The sequence below is a fragment of the Stenotrophomonas sp. A3_2 genome (assembly GCF_036624925.1).
Lineage (GTDB): Bacteria > Pseudomonadota > Gammaproteobacteria > Xanthomonadales > Xanthomonadaceae > Stenotrophomonas > Stenotrophomonas hibiscicola.
The window spans coordinates 60,486-76,142 of sequence record NZ_JAZKVY010000341.1; the positions used below are offsets into that span (position 1 = coordinate 60,486).

General features: G+C 66.4%; 14 protein-coding genes. 5 read left to right on the forward strand and 9 right to left on the reverse strand.

From position 1 onward, the window contains the following. Window positions 1-2 precede the first annotated feature (2 nt). The 5 genes from R5H29_RS18280 to R5H29_RS18300 form a co-directional block, all read right to left on the reverse strand. The gene (locus tag R5H29_RS18280; RefSeq protein WP_019660460.1) at window positions 3-1,607 is read right to left on the reverse strand and encodes a glucoamylase family protein; all 1,605 of its coding nucleotides are present in this window, start codon (window positions 1,605-1,607) and stop codon (window positions 3-5) included. Window positions 1,608-1,850: 243 nt separating this feature from the next. Further along, window positions 1,851-4,907 (reverse strand): TonB-dependent receptor domain-containing protein, encoded by a 3,057-nt coding sequence (locus R5H29_RS18285; protein ID WP_111097844.1) that lies wholly within the window; start codon window positions 4,905-4,907, stop codon window positions 1,851-1,853. Between the two features lie 76 nt (window positions 4,908-4,983). Continuing rightward, the gene (locus R5H29_RS18290; protein ID WP_111102860.1) at window positions 4,984-6,021 is read right to left on the reverse strand and encodes a LacI family DNA-binding transcriptional regulator; all 1,038 of its coding nucleotides are present in this window, start codon (window positions 6,019-6,021) and stop codon (window positions 4,984-4,986) included. 149 nt (window positions 6,022-6,170) lie between these two features. Further along, entirely contained in the window at window positions 6,171-6,422 is a 252-nt protein-coding gene (locus tag R5H29_RS18295) for a BolA family transcriptional regulator (RefSeq protein ID WP_032953611.1), read from the reverse strand. A gap of 20 nt (window positions 6,423-6,442) precedes the next feature. After that, a complete protein-coding gene (locus R5H29_RS18300; protein ID WP_332329583.1) occupies window positions 6,443-6,742 on the reverse strand; it encodes a YciI family protein in 300 nt (99 codons plus the stop codon). Window positions 6,743-7,115: 373 nt separating this feature from the next. Here R5H29_RS18300 and R5H29_RS18305 point away from each other — a divergent pair, with 373 nt between their 5' ends. From R5H29_RS18305 to R5H29_RS18315, 3 genes are read left to right on the forward strand one after another with little or no spacing between them, the layout of a single operon-like run. Next, window positions 7,116-8,021, forward strand: a complete 906-nt coding sequence (locus R5H29_RS18305; RefSeq protein ID WP_019660465.1) for a ScpA family protein — start codon at window positions 7,116-7,118, stop codon at window positions 8,019-8,021. A 13-nt stretch (window positions 8,022-8,034) separates the two neighbouring features. Next, window positions 8,035-8,904: an SMC-Scp complex subunit ScpB gene (gene scpB, locus R5H29_RS18310; RefSeq protein ID WP_332329581.1), complete on the forward strand. Its 870-nt coding sequence runs from the start codon at window positions 8,035-8,037 to the stop codon at window positions 8,902-8,904. Continuing rightward, complete coding sequence (locus tag R5H29_RS18315) at window positions 8,897-10,531, forward strand: pseudouridine synthase (protein ID WP_188249604.1); 1,635 nt, start codon at window positions 8,897-8,899, stop codon at window positions 10,529-10,531. Before scpB ends, R5H29_RS18315 begins: the two co-directional genes overlap by 8 nt. 115 nt (window positions 10,532-10,646) lie before the next feature. Here the strand turns inward: R5H29_RS18315 and R5H29_RS18320 are convergent, their stop codons facing one another. Continuing rightward, a complete protein-coding gene (locus tag R5H29_RS18320) occupies window positions 10,647-11,435 on the reverse strand; it encodes a helix-turn-helix transcriptional regulator (protein WP_021203002.1) in 789 nt (262 codons plus the stop codon). 90 nt (window positions 11,436-11,525) lie between these two features. On the opposite strand from R5H29_RS18320, the gene R5H29_RS18325 reads away from it, so the two are divergent. Continuing rightward, complete coding sequence (locus R5H29_RS18325; protein ID WP_312544296.1) at window positions 11,526-12,653, forward strand: MFS transporter; 1,128 nt, start codon at window positions 11,526-11,528, stop codon at window positions 12,651-12,653. Between the two features lie 95 nt (window positions 12,654-12,748). Beyond that, window positions 12,749-13,042, forward strand: coding sequence for a hypothetical protein (locus R5H29_RS18330; RefSeq protein WP_019660470.1), 294 nt, complete (start codon window positions 12,749-12,751; stop codon window positions 13,040-13,042). On the opposite strand, the gene R5H29_RS18335 is transcribed toward R5H29_RS18330, so the two are convergent. From R5H29_RS18335 to R5H29_RS18345, 3 genes are all read right to left on the reverse strand, one after another. Further along, entirely contained in the window at window positions 13,029-13,463 is a 435-nt protein-coding gene (locus tag R5H29_RS18335) for a hypothetical protein (protein WP_019660471.1), read from the reverse strand. The two genes, R5H29_RS18330 and R5H29_RS18335, sit on opposite strands and share 14 nt — an antisense overlap. A 103-nt stretch (window positions 13,464-13,566) precedes the next feature. Next, window positions 13,567-14,373, reverse strand: coding sequence for an amidohydrolase (locus R5H29_RS18340; RefSeq protein WP_111097850.1), 807 nt, complete (start codon window positions 14,371-14,373; stop codon window positions 13,567-13,569). Between the two features lie 14 nt (window positions 14,374-14,387). After that, the gene (locus R5H29_RS18345) at window positions 14,388-15,536 is read right to left on the reverse strand and encodes a pyridoxal phosphate-dependent aminotransferase (protein WP_332329582.1); all 1,149 of its coding nucleotides are present in this window, start codon (window positions 15,534-15,536) and stop codon (window positions 14,388-14,390) included. Window positions 15,537-15,657 lie beyond the last annotated feature (121 nt).

A 15,657-nucleotide genomic window follows, 5' to 3' on the forward strand; every position in this document is an offset into this window, starting at 1 on the left:
GGTTACTTCCCCTGCCCTGTGTTGCGGTTGGCATTGTTTTTCTGTTCCTGCGCGGCAGCCGCGCGTGATTCGGCGATACCCACCGCGCGTGCCGCCGCGGCCTTTTCGTCCTTCTGCAGCTCCAGCGGCTGGAACGCGCCTTCCGGCGCCAGCCAGCCACCGCTGAACCCTGCCCGCTCCAGTCCCTTGCGGATGTAGGGGTTCTTCTTCATCACCTCCCACACGAAATCGTTGCGGTAGTTGGCGATCATGGTCAGGATCGGTCCCTGGTCGATGGCGATGTAATCGCTGGCGACCCAGCCGCGATCCGGCACCAGGCGGCCGGTCTTGATCGGGATGTCGTAGTTGAAGCTGGGGTTGAATGAATCCAGGAAGCCGTAGCTGGAATAGATGTAGTCGCCGTAGCGCTTGTGCATTTCCAGCGTGGCCGGGATCACCTGCTCCGGCGCAAACACCACCGAGGCGATCGCAGCAGTCGGGGCAATGGTGCCGTCATCGAAATTCTCGCGCAGCCCAGCGCCGCGCGAGGAGTAATGGCGGAACTGGCGCTGCTCGCCGCGGTACTCCTGCGTGGTGTTCTGCGGGCCATCGCTGGCGGTCAGGCCCCACACATTCTCGCCATACTCCTTCCACTGCATCGGGTTGGCGATGGCGTATTCGCGCTGGGCCAGCGCAGCCGAGCGGCTGTTGAGGAAATAAGTGCTGCCGCGCTCGCGCATGTATGCGTCCTGGATATCGCGGAAGTCGATCCAGACGTGGCTGTACTGGTGGCCGAACAGCGGGCCGAAGGACAGGTATTCCTGGCCCTGGTAAACACCCCAGTCGTTGTCGTAGGTGCGCGTCCACACCGTCCACGCATCCGGGCTGACCGGGTGCGTGGGCGACCCCAGGGCAAGGATGTAGACCATCATCGCCTCGTTGTAGCCCATCCAGTCGTGGTCGATGAAGCCGCTCTCGGGGAACCAGCCCATCGAGATCAGCGGCGCACGCTGCTGCAGCCACGGCCAGTCCACCTTCTTGTACAAGGTGTCGGCGATCTGGCGGATCTCCTTCTCGCGCGGATCATCGCCGTCGTAGTACGACTGCGCGAACAGCACGCCCATCATCAGCAGTGCGGTATCCACCGAGGACAGTTCGACCCAGCTGTCGTAGCGACGGCCTTCCTGCATGTCCAGGAAGTGGTAGTAGAAGCCCTTGTAGCCGGCCTTGCCGGTGCGCTGCGGGCCCATCGGCACATCGCGGAAGAACTTCAGCGTGGTCAGCGTGCGGTCGATGGCCTGGTTGCGGCTGACCCAGCCGTTTTCTATGCCGATCGGATAGGCAGTCAACGCGAAACCGACCGAGGCGATGCTGGCGAACGGCCGTGACGGGTAGCGGTCCGGGGTCAGGCCGTTCACTTCGTTGGTGGTGTCCCAGAAGAACTGGAAGGTGCGGCGTTCGATGTCATCGAACAGCGGCGGAAGCTCCGGCTTCATCGGCCGCGGCGGTGCGTCGGCCTCGATCAGGATCACCGGCGGGCGGGGCTTGGCAGGTTCCTGCTGGGCCGGCTGGCAGGCGGCCACGGCCAGGCTCAGCGCTGCGGCGGACAACAGATGGCGTGCCTGCATGGCGCGGTTCCTCCGGTGGTCTGATCGATGGGAAAGCATACCGTCCAATGATCTGAAATCGTTTACAAGGTGCGTTCTTAAAAAACCACGAAAAACGTGGCTTGACACCGCGATCATTGCCCACGCCGCTGCCCCCTGGCCGGCAGCGGCGTGGGCAATGGACCGGCACAGGGCCGGCCATTGCCGTTTTGACCGATGCCGCCAGCGAGCCGGCGGCATCGGGTCATGCATCACCGCCCGGGCTTAGAAGCGGAAGCCCACTTCGGCCTTGACCTGGCGCGGAGTACCGATGATGTCGCCGGTCTCGTTGTAGCTGGCCTGCAGCTTGCCGTTGGTCTTGACGTAGTTGTAGGTGGAGAAGTTGTCGAAGTTGAACACGTTGATGATGTCCAGGCGGGCGTACAGCTCGGTGTTGCCCGCCAGCTTGAACGTCTTCGTCGCCTGCAGGTCGACCGAACGGTAGCCGAAGATCTTGCCACCCACCAGGAACTTGCCGGTGGCGTTGGGCACGGCCGCCTGCGGGGTCGGCAGGGTGTAGCCGCTGGCCTGCATCACCGGGTACCAGTCGTTGACGGCGGTCGGGGTGGCCAGGGTGATCTTGCCGCCGAAAGTGATGCCCCAGAAGCCCGCGTAGGAACCGGTCACCACCAGGCGGTGGCGCGGCGCGCCGTTGGAGCGGATGGTCGGGTAGTCACCGATCAGGCCGCGATCGAACGCATACTTCTCGTTGATGTCGCGGTTATGGCGCGCAGTGGTCCAGGTATAGGCGATCGAGGTGCCCCAGCCGCTTTCCTTGGTGAACGGCTTCTGTGCCGACAACAGGACCTGGGTGGCGCGGGTCTTGATGCCCTGCTGGCCGATGATCAGGCTGCCGAAGCCCGGCACGTTGCAGCTCCAGGCCTGGCTCAGGCCTGCGGAGGTGCCGCCGCACAGGCGCGGATCATCGAAGAACTGGCCGGTCGGGTAGCGGTTGCCCAGGGTGAAGGCGAAGCCGTCGTAGCTCAGGGTACGTGCGATGGTGGCGTCGGTCAGCCAGTCGCCGATCTGGTTGCTCATGCCCAGGCTGAACTGATCCGAGTACGGCGCCTTCAGCTTGTTGTTCAGCAGGTCAACCTCCAGCCCGGCATTGCTGGTCGCGCCGACCAGTGCCTGCAGGTTGCCGATGCCGTTGAGCAGGTTCGGATTCCAGTCATAGCAGGCGGCCTGGCCGTTGATGCAGGTGTTGGTGGCCGGGTTGCGGAAGTAGATGGTCGGCTGCGGCAGGGCCAGCTTGGTGGTTTCCAGCTGCAGGTTGTCGAACAGGTCACGGTCGTAGGAACGGCCGGCACCGCCGTGGATGACGTGCTGCTCGTCGGCATTGATGTCATACGAGAAGCCCAGGCGCGGCTGCCAGGCATCCTTGAACGCCTTGCGATTGTGGCCGTTGCTGATGTAGTCGCTGATGTCCAGGCCGCCCAGTGCCAGCGAATCGGCATAGGTCTGGCCGGCGGGGGCGCGCGGATCCTGCGAATAGATGGCGTCGACCACCTGCTGCGGGGTCACGAAGTCCAGGTAGGACGGGGTCTTTTCGTAGTCCCAGCGCAGGCCGATGTTCAGCTGCAGGTGGTCGTTGACCTGCCAGTCGTCCTGGATGAACACGCCGTACTGCTTGGACTTCGAACGCACTTCGCCGGACACGCCGGACACGCCGGTCACCGGCTTGACGAACTGCGCCTTGTACGGAATCGAATCGGGGAAGTCCGGATCGCCCAGCGAGTAGGTGAAGGTCGGGTTGATCTGTGCCGCATCGGATGCGTACAGATCGATCGCCTTGTACTTCACGCCCATCTTGATGGTGTGGTCACCGGCCCACTGGATGCCATCCAGGGTCAGGTTGTCTTCGATCGACCAGCCCTTCTGGCCCTTCACCTGCGAATCCAGTGCCGAGGCGCCACCGATCTTCACGATGGTGCGGTCTTCGGGGCCGTCCGGTGCGGTGTAGGTGATGCCGTTGGCCAGCGTCAGCGGGGTCGGGTTGTTGAACGAGTCTTCGTGGGTGACCATCAACTCGTTGTAGTAGCGCTCACCGCTGTGGTTCCAGCGCAGGGCGTAACGACGGTCGGTGTTGACCACTTCACGGCCGGCTTCCGGCGAGGTCTGGCCACTGAACTGCGACTGGGTTTCGTCGCGGTCCTGGAAGGTCAGCTCGATGCGATCGTTGTCGGTCGGCTCGAAGTCGATCTTGCCGAAGATCAGGTCCTGCTGGAACGGCTGGCTGGCCGGGCCAAGGCCGGCGGCGCCGGCCGGCGGCAGCAGGCCGGCAGCGCCGGTGACCGCGCCATCCGGCGCGATGGTGACCGGCAGGTCGAAGCGCTTGGCTTCGTAGGTCACGAAGAAGTGCGCCTTGTCCTGGACGATCGGGCCGCCCAGGGCGAAGCCGTATTCCTTCTCGGCCGAGACCATCTTCTCCTTGCCACCCTGGCGCTCGGCCGGGGTCTTGGCACGCATGTCTTCATCGGTGTAGCGGTAGAACGCCTCACCCTTGAACTCATTGGTGCCGGACTTGGTTGCAGCCGTCACCGCGGCGCTCGACACCTGGCCATACTCGGCCTTGTAGTTGCCGCTGATGACCTTGTATTCGCCGATGGCCAGCTGCGGGAACGGGTTGCCGGCGCTGCCGGACTGGCCGGCCACGCCGCCGCCCTTGACGTAGCTCTTCTGGCCCACGCCGTCGATGTACACGTTGGTGCCATCGGCATTGGTGGCGCCGCCGCGCAGCGAGGTGTTGCCCTTGGCGTCGCGGGTGAAGATCAGGCCCGGCACCGCGTCGGCGAACTCCAGGAAGTTGCGCGACACCTGCGGGGTGGTCTGGATCTGCTGCAGGCTGACGGTCTTGCCGACTTCGGAGGTGCGCACTTCCTGCAGCAGGGTCGGCGCAACAACGTTGACGGTGTCCAGGTTGGTGGCCGCGGTCGAACCCTGGGTGCTGCTGGCGGCACCGGCAAAGTTCAGCGTCGCGGTCGAGGCCACGGTGACGGTGACCTTCTGGGTCTGGCCGTTGGCGACCACGTTGTAGGTGCCCGGATCCAGGCCCATCAGCGAGTAGCTGCCGTCGGCGCGGATGGTGCCACGGCGGACGGTACCGGTGGCCACGTTGGTGGCGGTCACTTCGGTGCCTGCCTGGGCGCCGGCAACCTGGCCGCGCAGGCTGGCGTTGGCCGACTGCGCCATGACGTTGGGGGCGGCAGCCAGCATCAGGCAGCTGACCAGTGCGGTGCTCAGCAGCCGGCGCGCCGGCATGCGGAAGGTGGTATGCATCATCAACTCAATCTCCGGGTGGCGGTAACCGCTTGCGCGGTCCCTGCGATCAATCAAAAAAGAAGGAACGCCTCTGGCTTCAACGGCCGGATGGCGGAGTGGTGGAATCGCGAACAATCAAGCGGGGAACCAGGGTCTGCTTGTCCCCTGCCCCATCCGTGGAGGTGCCGTCCATCAACTGCATCAGACGCGTCATGGCCCGGTCGCCGAGCTCGGCGATGCTGACCTGCATGGTGGTCAGCGACGGGTGGACGAAACGCGCCAGTGGAATATCATCGAAACCCGCCAGGGCCACATCGGCCGGGACACGGACACCGGCCTGCGTGAACGCGTACAGGCATCCCAGCGCCATCATGTCGTTGGCGGCGAACACGGCATCAGGCAGCGCTCCGGCTGCCAGCAACTCCTGACCGGCGCGATGGCCGGAAGCTTCGTCGAAATCACCGGGCAGCTCGATGCCTTCGGCGTCACTGCCGAAAGCCGCCAGCGCGTCACGGAAGCCGCGCAGGCGCTCGCGCGCGTCGAAGTTGAGGTCCGGGCCAGAAATGAAAGCGATACGGCGGTGACCGGCGTCGAGCAGATGGCGGGTCATCGCCATCGCACCGGCATGGTCATCGATGCTCAGCACCGGGTGGTCCTGCCCGGGCAGATAGGTATTGATCAACACCGTCGGCAGCGACTGCGGCAGGTTGTCGGTCAGGAAGCCCGGGCTCTCGGCGTAGGGCGAGAGCACAAGCAGGCCGTCGACGCGGCCGCGCATGGCACGCAGGGCCGCGCCCTGCTGTTCCTGGTCGCCGTGGTAGCTGGACACCAGCAGGTGCTGGCGGCGGTTGCGGGCCACGCCGTCGATGCCGCGCATCAACTCGGAGAAGAATTCGCCGTACAGGTCAGGCAGCACCACGCCCACCGTATTGGTGCGGCGGCTGCTCAGGCTGCGGGCGGCGGCGTGCGGGGTGTAACGCAACCGTGCGGCCACCTCCAGCACAAGCTGGCGGACCGGTTCGGCGACATTTTCATGCCCGTTGAGCGCGCGGGAAACCGTGGCCACGGAGACCCGGGCTTCGCGTGCGACGTCTTTGATTGTGATAGCTGCCTTGTTCACGAAGCCGCCCTCCACGGCTTGGACCTACCAGCATTGGCGCGGAATGTAAGCGTTTCCATCTGGGCTTGTAAACAGTCCGTTAGGCGAATGTCCAGAAATGGACATGAAAACCTGTCCGTGGCGAGGCCCATGAAGGACCCGCCAGGACAGCGTGGGACAAGGGCTCAGCCCTGTTCTGACGGGGTCTGCGCGCGGATGGACAACGCGTGGATATCGGTCTCCATCATCGACCCCAGCGCGGCATAGACCGCGCGGTGCCGGGCCAGCGGACCCAGCCCGGCGAAGCGCTCACTGACCACATGCACGTTGAAATGGCCGCGGCCATCGCGTGCACCGGCATGACCGGCGTGACGATGGCTGTCGTCTTCGATTTCCAGCACGCTGGGGGCCAGCGCCTGCTGCAGTGCGTCACGCATCCGCTCGATCCGCTCCGCGTTCACGGCAGGACCTTGCGGAACGGCCGCACCTGCACATGGGTGTATACGCCGGCGGCGACGTACGGGTCGGCATCGGCCCAGGCCTGGGCCTGCGGCAGCGACGCGAACTGTGCAATCACCACCGAACCACTGAAGCCGGCCGGGCCCGGGTCTTCACTGTCCACCACCGGGCACGGCCCGGCCAGCAGCAGGCGCCCCTCGTCGCGCAGCGCATGCAGGCGCGCCAGGTGTTCCGGCCGCGCCTGCAGCCGCTGCGCCAGCACATCCTGGCCGTCATACCCTTCGATCACATACCACACCGGCATTTCCTCGCTTGCGTTGTCGGGTGCGCAGATTCTAGCCAATGCGCTCCCTGCCCCGGCCCGGCTGGACACTGGCGCGACAAAGGCTTACCCTAGACTCCATTGCACGTGGTGGATGCAGCAGCCCGTCGGTTTTGCGGCCAACGCAGCCCCCGACGACCGTCCCGCTGCTTCAAACCGGACCATCCGGCCGGGCCACGTAGACGACCTCCCCGTAGTTCTGTCGCTGCCGTCTCCTGCGGCGCGTCCTGCTGTTTGATATGTGTGGAATCGCGCCGATCCCGGCGTGTCTGGTGCCCTGGGGCGCCGTGGCGTTGGCCCGGCGAACCCGGTGCCGCGACTGGTCCGTTGCAATCCTGATGTCCATTAGATGACTTCCGAACTCGCGCTTGACGCGAACCCGCCAACCCGGCCGCCCGCCCCCCAGCAGCAGGAAATGCCGCTGGCCGTGGTGCATGGGCAACCGGTCCTGCAGATCCCGCAGGACCTGTACATCCCGCCGGACGCGCTGGAAGTCATCCTGGACGCCTTCGAAGGCCCGCTGGACCTGCTGCTGTACCTGATCCGCCGCCAGAACCTGGATGTACTGGACATCCCCGTCGCCGAGATCACCCGGCAGTACGTGGAATACATCACTGTGATGCGCGAGCTGCGCTTCGAGCTGGCGGCCGAGTACCTGGTGATGGCCGCGATCCTGGCCGAGGTGAAGTCGCGGATGCTGCTGCCGCGCCCGGTCAGCGAGGAAGGCGATGAGGCCGACCCGCGCGCCGAGCTGGTGCGCCGGCTGCAGGAGTACGAACGTTTCAAGCAGGCCGCCGAGGACATCGACGCCCTGCCCCGTCAGGACCGCGACACCACGGTGGCGCATGCCTTCATGCCCGAACGCGCCACGGTGAAGCTGCCGCCGCCGGTGGACCTGAAGGAAATGCTGCTGGCTTTGCACGACGTGCTCAAGCGCGCCGAGCTGTTCAGCGGCCACGCCATCAAGCGCGAGGCACTGAGCGTGCGGCAACGCATGGGCGAGGTACTCGGCCGCCTGGAAGACGGCAGGTTCTATCGCTTCGAAGGGCTGTTCACGGCCGAAGAAGGCAAGCTGGGCGTGCTGGTCACGTTCCTGGCGGTGCTGGAGCTGGCCAAGGAACAGCTGCTGGACATCGTCCAGGAAGAACCGCTGGCGCCGATCTACGTCAAGTCGCTGGCGGCCGGCAACACCAACGCCCCGCTGCAGTTCAGCAGCGAGTTTGACGACAACGACGCCGCCAATGCCAATGAGTGAGCGCTGAGTGCCGATGGACCAATCGCTGATCGACCGCATTGTCGAGGGTGCCCTGCTGGCCTCCAGCCAGCCGCTCACCCTGGCCCAGCTGAAGGACCTGTTCCCGGAAGATGAGCCCGCACCGCCGGGCAGCATCGAACGTGCGCTGGAACGGCTGCGCGAGGCCTGCGAAGGACGCGGCGTGGAACTGGTCGAGGTCGCTTCGGGCTTCCGCTACCAGGTCACCAGCGAAGTGCATGGCTGGATCAGCCGGCTGTGGACCGAACGCAAGACCCGCTACACCCGTGCCACCCTGGAAACCCTGGCGCTGATCGCCTACCGGCAGCCGATCACCCGCGGCGAGATCGAACAGGTGCGCGGCGTGGCGGTCAGCAGCAACATCATCCAGGCACTGGAAGAACGCGAATGGATCCGCGTGGTCGGCCACCGCGACGTGCCCGGCAAGCCGGCACTGTTCGGCACCACCAAGGGCTTCCTGGACTACTTCGGGCTGAAGCGGCTGGACGAACTGCCGCCGCTGTCGGAACTGAAGGACCTGGGCGAGCTGGAACCGCAGCTGGCGCTGGACCACGATGCTCCGGCCGTTGCCGGCGCCGACGGCCCGGACGTCTCGGCCGACGGCGCTGCCGCCAACGACGACGCCGGCCTGGCCGGCAGTGACACCCCCGATTCCGCCGATGCAGCGCCTGCGTCGGCCACCGATGAGCAAGCACCTTCGCCCCTCGATGATGGGCACCCCGATTCCGCGCCGGGCGAGCGCGCGGTGCCCCTGAACGAACGCGAAGACAACGCCGTCGCGATGACGACCGTGGCTGTTGACCAAGCCGATTCCGAACCAGAGGCCGACCTCGAAACCGTCGGCCGGAGCAAAACTGATGAGTGACACCCCCCGTAACAAGCTCTCGCTGAAGCGCGAAGCCACCTCCGAACAGTTCAAGCTGGAAGAGCGCCTGCACAAAGTGCTGGCCCAGGCCGGCCTCGGCTCGCGCCGTGCGCTGGAACAGCGCATCGCCGAGGGCCTGGTCAAGGTCAACGGTGAAGTCGCGCAGACCGGCATGTCGGTCAAGAGCGGCGACAGGATCGAACTGGACGGTCGCGGCTTCGTCGCCACCGCCCTGTCCGAACCGTCGCGCGTGCTGGTCTACAACAAGCCTGAAGGCGAAGTGACCACCCGCGAAGATCCCGAAGGCCGCCCGACCGTGTTCGAATCGCTGCCGCCGCTGAAGGGCGCGCGCTGGATCGCCATCGGCCGCCTGGACATCAACACCACCGGCCTGCTGCTGGCCACCACCGACGGTGAACTGGCCAACGCCATGATGCACCCGTCGTTCGAGGTCGAGCGCGAGTACGTGGTGCGCGTGCGTGCGCCGGAAGGCGAGGAAAAGGTCTCCGACGCCATCGTCGACCGCCTCAGCCGTGGCGTCGCGCTGGAGGACGGTCCGGCCAAGTTCGATGAGATCGAACGCATCGGTGGCACCGATTCGCACGACTGGTTCCGCGTCGTGGTGAAGGAAGGCCGCAACCGCGAAGTGCGCCGCCTGTGGGAATCGCAGGGCTGCCAGGTCAGCCGCCTGAAGCGCACCCGCTACGGCAAGGTTAGCCTGCCGCGCGAACTGGCCCGTGGCCATTCGGTGGAACTGGGTACCGCCCAGGTGGAAGCGCTGCGTGCGCAGCTGAAGCTGGAAGAAGGCGCACCGTCGGCGCTGACGCTGCAGCCGGTGATCGGCCAGCGCCGCGCCGCCAAGACCACCGTGCGCGTGCGCGAAGGTGGCCGTGGCAATGCCTACGTCAACGGCCATAACACCGCAGACGAAGGCCGCGAGCTGCGCCGTTTCGACAACGTCCGCGAAGACCGCGGCCGTGGTCGCGGCGGCAAGGGTGGCGGCTTCAAGGGCGGCCTGACGGTCAGCGGTGAAGCGGCAGCCAAGCAGTCGCAGAAGCCGTTCAAGCAGCGCGCCCCGAAGAATGATCGCTCGCTGCCGGAAGGCAATCCTGCGGCATTCCGCACCTGGTACGTGCCGGATGGCGTGAGCACCGGCCCGAGCGGCCATCGCAACGCCGGTCCGGGCGCGCGCGGCCCCGGTGCCCGTGGTCCGGGTGCAGGCGGCCAGGGCCGTCCGTATGGCAAGCCGAAGGGTCCGGGTGCAGGCGCCGGTGGCGGGCAGGGCCGTGGCGGTTTCGGCGGCGAAGGCCGTGGCGGCGCAGGCGGCCAGGGTCGTCCGGCCGGTGCCGGCAACCGCTCGCAGGGCCAGGGCAACAGGCACCCGTACGGCCATCCGGGCAATGCCCCAAGCTTCCCGTCCGACCACGCCACGCCGGGCTTCAACCCCTACGGCAGCCCGAAGCCGGCGCACGGTGCGCGTCCGGGCGGTCGTGGTCCGGGCGGCGGCAACCGTGGCCCGGGCGGCAATCGCGGCCCTGGCGGCCCGGGTGGGAACCGTGGTCCGGGCGGCCCCGGTGGCAACCGCGGACCGAGCGGCCCGCGCCGCAGCGGCCCGCGCGGCGGCTGATTACCGGCACGACTGAAATGAAAACCCCGGCTCCGGCCGGGGTTTTTCTTTGAAAAGGGGACGGAGGGGATTAAGTCGTTTTTGCCACGGCCTGTATCAAAGGGGCGAAAGCGACTTAATCCCCTCCGTCCCCTTTTGCGTGGCGCTGGAACGCGGCGGGCGTGGTGCCGGTCATGCCGCGGAAGAAGGCGATGAACGGGCTCTCGGCGGAGAAGCCGGTGTCTTGGGCCACATGCGCGACGCGATGACCGAGCAACAGCAGCTCCATGGCCCGCATCAGGCGCCATTGCTGGCGCCAGGCCTGATAGCCCATGCCTGTATCGTGTTGCATCAACCGGCCAACCGTACGCGCGCTCAGGCCGGTACGCGTGGCCAGTTCGTGCAGTTCGGGCGGCAGCTGTTCGGCCAACGGCAGGCAACGTGCAATGCGCGGATCACGCGGCAAAGGCAGGTCCATCGGCGCCACCGGTGCAGCAGCGATTTCCAGCACGCACAACGCCAGTTGGTGGTGCGCGCGCGGCGACTGCCAGTCATGGTCGAACGGCGCCTGCGCAATCGGCTCCAGCAAGGCCTGCAGCAGCGGCCCCACGCCGATGATCGCTGGTTGCCGGGGCAGCTGGGCTGACAGGGTGGCGTCGAAGTACAACGAACGGTAGTCGACCGCCTGGCGCATCTGCGCGCGATGGCGTAGCCCACCGGGAATCCACGCGGCGCGCGCGGGCGGCAGCAGGCTGATGCGATCACCGTAGGTGAGGCGCGTGCAGCCCTGCCGGGTGTAGAGCAGTTGCGCGCGTGCATGCTGGTGCCAACCCGAGTCGTGATCCGCCAGTGAGGCTGCGATCCCCAGCACCGGAGCGCTCCAGGCATCGGCGTCGAAGTGCGTGTGCGGCTGCAACCAGGCCATGTCTGATTTCATACATTCGATGACAGGATAGACAGGGTGCGTCATTGCAGTCGCGACCACAATGCGCAGCCCCGTTTCTGGAGCGCCCGCATGTCGCGCCGCCTGTTGTTGCTCACCATTGCGCTGCTGATGTTTCCGCAGTTGGCACAGACCCTGTACAGCCCGGCCCTGGCCGATCTGGCCAAACGCTTCGCCCTACCGCCGGGTACCGCCAGCCAGGCCATGAGCCTGTATCTGTTCGGCTTCGCTGCAGGCGTGCTGCTGTGGGGGCGCCTGGCCGATCGTATCGGTCGTCGCCCGGCCCTTCTATGTGGCTTGGGCGTCTTTGCCGTGGCTGCACTGGGCGGCCTGCTCGCTGGTAGCTTCGGCCAGGTGTTGCTGGCCCAAGCGCTGGCCGCGGTTGGCGCCGCCGCCGCTTCGGTGGTCACCCAGACCGTGCTGCGCGACCACCTGCAGGGACCCGCGTTGGCGCAGGCATTCTCCTGGATCGGCATGGCCCTGGCCCTGAGCCCGGCCATCGGCCTTGCACTGGGCACGCTGCTGGTCGCCGTCCATGGCTATGTCGGCGTACAGTCCGGCCTGCTGCTGACCGCTGCCGTGCTGGCAGTCGCATGCCTGGCTGGCCTGCGCGAAAGCCGCCCTGCACATATCCCGCACACGCCCATGCTGCCGCTGCTGCGGCAACTGCTGTGCGATCGCTGGATCTGGTCACACGCATTGCTGGTGATGGCTTTCAACGTAGCGATGTACAGCTGGTACGCGCTCGGTCCTTTCGTATTTGCGCGCCTGCACTGGCCCGCCGCCTGGTTCGGCGCCAGCGGCGCGTTGCTGGCACTGGGCTCGGCACTGGGTGCATGGGGCAATGGCCGCCTGTTGCGTGCCGGCGTTGCCGCGGCCACGCGCATCCGCACCGCCGCAGGCCTGGTTCTGACGGGAGGCCTGCTGGCTGCGCTGCTGCATGATCACCCTGCCGTGGTCGCGGCGATGGTGCCGGTGGTGACGGGCTTCGGCCTTGCCATTCCCAATGTGCTGGGCCAGGCCCTGCGCGGCTACCCACATTGTCTTGGCAGCGCAGGCGCACTGTTCGGCCTGCTCTACTACCTGTTGATGGGTGCGGCAATGGCGTTGGTCGGTGCAGTGCAGCTGCTGGCCCCGACGCTCATCGTGTGTGGCCTGCTGGCCTTCTGGCTGCAGCGGCGGCGTCCCGCTGCGACCTAGGAATTGCTGCAAAAACAGCGCACTGTGCGCGGCTTCCGGGAACGGCTTTGATTCGCTGGCTATCGTGCGCGCTGTCCCACACAAGACCGATGCCCATGATCACCATCACCGCCGAACAGGCCCGCGCCAACGCTGACGCCGCCAAGCGCCCGATCGAACTGTTCTACCGCGACCTCGACAACGCCATCCAGGCCGGCTCGGAAAATGGCCGTCGCTACATCGTGTTCGGCTTCAGCCAGGTAATGGCCAGCGAGCAGCTCGTCGAAGACGCGGTCGCACAATTGCTGAAAAATGGTTTCGATGTCGAACGGCTGTTGAGCGATTCCGAACAGCACTACATCCGCATCAGCTGGGGAACTGCCCAGCCGACGCGCCTCAGCGCCGGCTGATGGTGAAGGCGGCGCCGTCCACGCCCAGGTCCCAGCCCTTGCCGGTACCGGACAGGGCCAGCGAGATGTCGCCCTTGGTCATCACCTGCGCGTTGCTGGATTTCACCGCACCCGCATGCGCACCCACCGACGCGTAGGTACCCAGCAGTTCGTTGACGCTGACCGCACCGGTGAAGCTGCCACGCCCATTGGTGATCTTCGACTTGCCCACGGTCAGGCCCCCGCCCTTCACTTCGATACGCACCGGCATGCTGGCGCCATTGCTGCAGGTGACCGTGCCGGTGCCGGAAGCGGTCTTGTAGATCAGCGACCAACCGGACAGGTTGTAGCGCAGCTGGCAATCGAGATTGCCGGCGGCGTGTGCAGCTGGGGCCAGCGTTGCAGCAGACAGGGCCAGCAGCAGGGCGAGAGGCTTGTTCATGGCGGCACTTCCAGTTCGGTCGGACTGCCGGCGAATCTAGCAGCGCGCGCGTGCAGATTGGATGCAGGCGCGCGCGCTGGTGCGGCGGTGTTCAGGCCGTGGCTCAGGCCTGTTCGTCCAGGTGAAAGGCATCGGCATCGAGCATCGCCGGGAAGCGCGCACGATGTGCGGCCAGTGCTTCGGCCGAAATGGTGGTGGTCACCACCTGTTCGCGTTCGCGGATCTCCACCTGCGGCTGGCCGAGGAAGTCGATCACCGCGCTGTCGCCGGCGTAGTGCAGCTGGTTGCCGTCCACGCCGACGCGGTTTACCGCCGCCACGAAGCACAGGTTCTCGATCGCGCGCGCACGCAGCAGGGTCTTCCACGCATAGGCGCGCGCCGACGGCCAGTTGGCCACGAAGATCTGCAGGTCGAAATCCAGCTGCTGCGGGCGTTCGACGTTGTAGCGGTTGCGGCAGAACACCGGGAAGCGCAGGTCGTAGCAGACCTGCGGATTGATCCGCCAGCCCTTCCATTCCACGCTCAGGCGCTCACGGCCAGCGGCATAGCGCTCGTGCTCGCCGCCGTAACGGAACAGGTGGCGCTTGTCGTAGTACTGCAGGTTGCCATCGGGGGTGGCGAACAGCAGGCGGTTGTACACGCCCTCGCCGTCGCGCAGCTGCACGCTGCCGATCACCGCCGCACCCAGGGCCCGGGCCTGTTCGCGCGCCCAGGCCACGGTCGGGCCGTCCATGCCTTCGGCCTGGGCAATGGCGTCATTGGAGAAGCCACTGGTGAAGGTCTCCGGCAGGATCACCAGGTCGGTGGTGCCGGCCAGCGGTGCGAGCAACGCACCGTAGTAGGCGCGGTTGCCGGCCGGGTCGTGCCAGCGGGTGTCGCCCTGGACGAGGGAAATGCGCAGGTCCTGCATGTCTACGCCTCCGCTCACAGCAGGCGCAGGCGTTCGATCGCCGCGTCCATGGTCGCTTCGTTCTTGGCGAAGCACAGGCGCACCAGGCGCTGGCCGGCCGGAGGAGACTCGTAGAACGGCGACAGCGGAATGGCAGTGACGCCCTTCTCGATGGTCAGCCACTTCACGAATTCGTGGTCCGGCAGGTCGCTGATGGCCGAGTAGTCGACCAGCTGGAAGTAGCCGCCCGGGACCGGCAGCGCCTTCAGGCGGGTGCTGGCCAGCTGCTCGCGGAAGCGGTCGCGCTTGGCCTGGTAGAACGCGCCCAGTTCCAAGTGGTGTTCCGGCTCATCGCGGATCATCGCGGCGAAACCGTACTGCGCCGGGCCGAAGCTGGTGAACGTGTTGTACTGGTGCACCTTGCGGAACTCGGCGGTCAGCAATGGCGGCGCCACGGCGTAGCCGATCTTCCAGCCAGTGCAGTGGTAGGTCTTGCCGAAGCTGGAAATGACGAAGGTGCGCTCGCGCAGTTCGGGATAGCGCAGCGCCGACTCATGGCGGCGACCGTCGTAGATGATGTGCTCGTACACCTCATCGGAGACCAGGTAGATCTGCGTGCCGCGCAGCAGCTCGGCCAGCGCCTGCATGTCAGCCTCGTCCAGCATCGCACCGGACGGATTGTGCGGGGTGTTGACCATCAGCATGCGGGTGCGCGGGGTGATTGCCGCGCGCACGCGGTCCCAGTCCACAGCGAAGGTCTGCGGGTCCAGCGGCACGTGCACGGCCTTGGCACCGGCAAGCTCGATCGCCGGCTCGTAGCAGTCATAGGCCGGGTCGAGCACGATGACTTCCTCGCCGGCGCGCACCACCGCGTGGATGGCATTGAAGATGGCCTCGGTGGCGCCACTGGTGACGGTGATTTCGGTGTCCGGATCAATGGTGGCGCCGTACAGGTCCAGCGACTTCTGTGCGATGGCCTGGCGCAGCGGCGCCACGCCGGTCATCGGCGGGTACTGGTTGAGGCCGGCAGCCATCGCCTTGGCCGTTTCATCGATCAGGCGCTGCGGCGCGGAAAAGTCCGGGAACCCCTGGCCCAGGTTGACCGCGCCATGTTCGGCAGCGAGCTGGGACATCACGGTGAAGATCGTGGTACCGACCTTGGGCAGCTTGGTGGTGGGTTGCATCGGCCTGGACTGTGGAGAACAAGGGCCCCCGAGTTTACGCAATCCGCGCGTCGGTAGTGCCGGCCGCTGACCGGCAACCTCGGCTGGCAGATGGCGAAATTGCCGGCCAGCGGCCGGCACT